Annotated in this window: 3 protein-coding genes; all 3 read right to left on the reverse strand. The window is 35.6% G+C overall.

Going from position 1 to position 1442, the window contains the following annotated elements:
* Positions 1 to 136: 136 nt before the first annotated feature.
* The 3 genes from HMPREF1117_RS06600 to HMPREF1117_RS06615 all read right to left on the reverse strand — a co-directional run bounded on the left by HMPREF1117_RS06600 (position 137) and on the right by HMPREF1117_RS06615 (position 1261).
* Positions 137 to 526: a hypothetical protein gene (locus HMPREF1117_RS06600; protein ID WP_000656835.1), complete on the reverse strand. Its 390-nt coding sequence runs from the start codon at positions 524 to 526 to the stop codon at positions 137 to 139.
* A gap of 233 nt (positions 527 to 759) precedes the next feature.
* Positions 760 to 1077: a hypothetical protein gene (locus tag HMPREF1117_RS06610; RefSeq protein WP_004262685.1), complete on the reverse strand. Its 318-nt coding sequence runs from the start codon at positions 1075 to 1077 to the stop codon at positions 760 to 762.
* 25 nt (positions 1078 to 1102) lie between these two features.
* Positions 1103 to 1261, reverse strand: coding sequence for a hypothetical protein (locus tag HMPREF1117_RS06615; RefSeq protein WP_001115509.1), 159 nt, complete (start codon positions 1259 to 1261; stop codon positions 1103 to 1105).
* Positions 1262 to 1442: the final 181 nt, after the last annotated feature.

The raw sequence follows: 1442 nt of genomic DNA on the forward strand, positions 1-1442 counted from the left end.
TTTTCTGTTGAATTATTTTTTTTTCATACATCAATTTATCCATTTATTTTATCTCCTTTAATAGTCCCATTTTTTCGTACCAGCTAACAGATGTTCCAAGTTTAATCTGCGTTCCACCACAATAAATATCTATTCTTTAATTTCCAGATTCATCGTCCTCATCATCTAAAAATATTTCATCTGAACTGACTAACTCCTCTTTGGTAATTTCTCCCATTTTAAAACTGCGTCTTTTGTTTAGATCAAAAATTATTTCATGCAAATCTGCAAAGTAAGAAGAAAAGTTAGCCATCGAAGACAATAACTCGTAATAGAATTGACTGTATTGCTCATCAGCTATACTTTGATCAATTATTTCTTCCTTGAATGCTGAAATACCTGACATAAGCTCTTGAAAGTCATCAGATAGATTATCATCTATCAATTCTTTAAAATCTTTTAATTTTTTATTTTCTTCTAACGAGTATCCTAGCCTCGAATTGAATCGTTTACACACCTCATAAAGTTTATAGATTTCTTCCTTCAATGTAATTTCCTTCCTTTAGCTTTTAATAACTTATCTGTGTTTAAAGTACCATCAAGATTAAGTACAGATTTAAAATTACCACGTTTATCAAAAACTTCAAAATGGTCCATATGTAAACCATCCAAATACAGGTAATCTCCTTTGCGCAAATTTCTATCAACCTTCTTCATCACTTCATAAACACTCTGCCCGTCTTACTTCTTCTTAGTCTTTCTAAGACTTCCCACAATCTTTCATCCAAATTCTGTTTCAAAAAACTCCGACATATTATTAACAGCTTGTGTGACTCGCTCCGCCCTACCAAAACCAGCTACACCTCTCACAACATCATCCGCATGTTTACTTGAGAAGTGCATCACCTCACGTAGAGTCTTACTCTCAACGCTAAATGCATGCATTGAGCCTATACCTCCCGCAAAGGCAAATACTTCTTGACGGATACTGACTGGGATTCGGCTGTCTAATAATTTCTCGCCAAATTTCCCGATGGCATTATTGCTCTTCACTAAGATATTGTCAACCTTCATCATAGGCATCCATATGGGTAACATTATCCCAGAGGGATTTTCCGATCTGCTAAGCACGAAAAGCTGCCGCATAGCTAGCATTAGGATCCTGGCCACGCTGAGTCGCTCCTGGATCTGTCAGAGCAGTGTAAGTTCCTACTCCTAACTCCGCATGGCTAGACAGGTTAGCTACCGTTCCTTGCAAGTCCCGCTTCATCCACTCTGGCATTTTCTAACCTAAAAGTATACTACAAAAAGCTATCACGCAGATAATTATTTACTAATTTTCTACCATATTTAAAAACTCACTAAATGAATTTGCCAAAAAATAAGTATTCATATCATCAGTAGACGATGCAAATTCATAGGTATCATCATAATAATAAATTCCAGCATTATTATCATTGCTC

The sequence above is a fragment of the Streptococcus sp. SK643 genome (assembly GCF_000259505.1).
GTDB lineage: Bacteria > Bacillota > Bacilli > Lactobacillales > Streptococcaceae > Streptococcus.

Excerpts from the sequence above, each read along its gene's own strand:
- HMPREF1117_RS06610 (WP_004262685.1), bottom strand. The coding sequence starts at position 1,077 with ATGTTACCCATATGGATGCCTATGATGAAGGTTGACAATATCTTAGTG.
- HMPREF1117_RS06615 (WP_001115509.1), bottom strand. The coding sequence starts at position 1,261 with ATGCCAGAGTGGATGAAGCGGGACTTGCAAGGAACGGTAGCTAACCTG.